The organism is Xanthomonas sp. SHU 166, assembly GCF_000364685.1.
GTDB classification, from domain to species: Bacteria; Pseudomonadota; Gammaproteobacteria; order Xanthomonadales; family Xanthomonadaceae; genus Xanthomonas_A; species Xanthomonas_A sontii.
Map to the genome: position 1 here is coordinate 1 of NZ_AQOJ01000824.1, position 1,651 is coordinate 1,651.

Below are 1,651 nucleotides of genomic sequence, written 5' to 3' on the forward strand. Positions count from 1 at the left end.
CGTCGAGCGCGGCATCCACCGCCTGCTCGATCGCCGCCGCCTCGGCTTCCAGGCCCAGCGAGTGGCGCAGCAGCAGCGCCGCGCTGAGGATGGTCGCGTAGGGGTTGGCGATGCCCTTGCCGGCGATGTCCGGCGCCGACCCGTGGATCGGCTCGTACAGGCCGATGCGGCCGTCGCCCAGCGAGGCCGAGGGCAGCAGCCCCAGCGATCCGGCCAGCATCGAGGCTTCGTCGGTGAGGATGTCGCCGAACATGTTCTCGGTGACGATCACGTCGTACTCGCGTGGCTTGGCCAGCAGATGCATGGCCATCGAATCGACCAACTGGTGTTCCAGGCGCACGTCCGGGAATTCCTCGCGGCCGATGCGTGCGGCGACGTCGCGCCACAGCCGCGAGGTTTCCAGCACGTTGGCCTTGTCCACCGAGACCACGTGGTTGCGGCGCTGCCGGGCCAGGCGGAACGCGCTGCGCAACACCCGTTCGATTTCCGCGACGGTGTAGCGGCACAGGTCGCTGGCGTCGCTGGCGCTGCGGGTCTTGTCGCCGAAGTAGATGCCGCCGGTCAGTTCGCGCACCACCACGATGTCCACGCCCTGCAGCAGGTGCGGCTTGATCGGCGAGGCGTCCAGCGCCGCCTTGTGCGGCTTGACCGGGCGCAGGTTGGCGAACAGGCCCAGGCCGCGGCGGATCGCCAGCAGGCCCTGTTCGGGGCGCACCTTGGCGTTGGGGTCGGACCACTTCGGTCCGCCGACCGCGCCCAGCAGCACCGCGTCGGCGCCCTGGCAGGCGGTCAGCGTCGCCGCCGGCAGCGGCTCGCCGTGGCGGTCGATGGCGATGCCGCCGATGTCGTGTTCGTGGAACTGGAAGTCGTGGCCGTGGCGTGCGGCGACGGCGCGCAGCACCGCGACCGCGGCGGCGGCGACTTCCGGACCGATGCCGTCGCCGGGCAGGACGACGATGTCAGCGTGCATGGGTGGCCTCGTAGCGTTCGATGTCGGGTTGGCGCAGCAACAGGTAACCCATCTCGTCCACGCCTTCGAGCAGGCAGGTCTGCGAGAACGCATCGAGCGGGAAGGCGTAGACGCGGCCGTCGGGCGTGCGCAGCTCGCGCGCGGCCACGTCCACGGTCAGTTCGTCGTCCGGGCGTTGCATCAGCGTCTGCACGTCGTCCTCGGCCAGCACGATCGGCAGCAGGCCGTTCTTGAGGCTGTTGTTGCGGAAGATGTCGGCGATCTCGCTGCTGACGATGGCGCGCAGGCCCAGGTCGGTCAGTGCCCACGGCGCATGCTCGCGCGAGGAGCCGCAGCCGAAGTTGCGCCCGGCCAGCAGGATCTGGCGGCCGGCGTTGTGCGCCTGGTTGAAGGCGAACTCCGGGTTCGGCGTGCCGTCGGCCTGCCAGCGCCAGTCGTTGAAGGCGTGGCGGCCGAGGCCGGCGCGTTCGGTGGTGGACAGGAACCGCGCCGGGATGATCTGGTCGGTGTCGATGTTGGTCTGGCGCAGCACCACGCTGCGCGAGGTGAGGGTGGCGAAGCCGGCCATCACGGGGTCTCCTGGGAAGCGACGGAGTCGGGGGCGGGCGCCGCGGCGTCGGCCACCGGCGGCAGCGCCGCGGGCGGCACGTGTGGCGGCAGCAGCGGCTGGTGGCGGTGCGC

2 protein-coding genes are annotated in these 1,651 nt (G+C 71.3%); both read right to left on the reverse strand.

What is annotated here, in order from left to right; all coding sequences use genetic code 11:
• Positions 1–970 (reverse strand): 3-isopropylmalate dehydrogenase (leuB, locus tag D180_RS18900; protein ID WP_017914016.1); only part of this gene is annotated, 970 nt, incomplete at its 3' end.
• Positions 960–1,538: a 3-isopropylmalate dehydratase small subunit gene (gene leuD / locus D180_RS18905; protein WP_017914017.1), complete on the reverse strand. Its 579-nt coding sequence runs from the start codon at positions 1,536–1,538 to the stop codon at positions 960–962. The genes leuB and leuD, both read right to left, overlap by 11 nt.
• Positions 1,539–1,651: the final 113 nt, after the last annotated feature.

Excerpts from the sequence above, each read along its gene's own strand:
- leuD (WP_017914017.1), bottom strand. The coding sequence starts at position 1,538 with ATGGCCGGCTTCGCCACCCTCACCTCGCGCAGCGTGGTGCTGCGCCAG.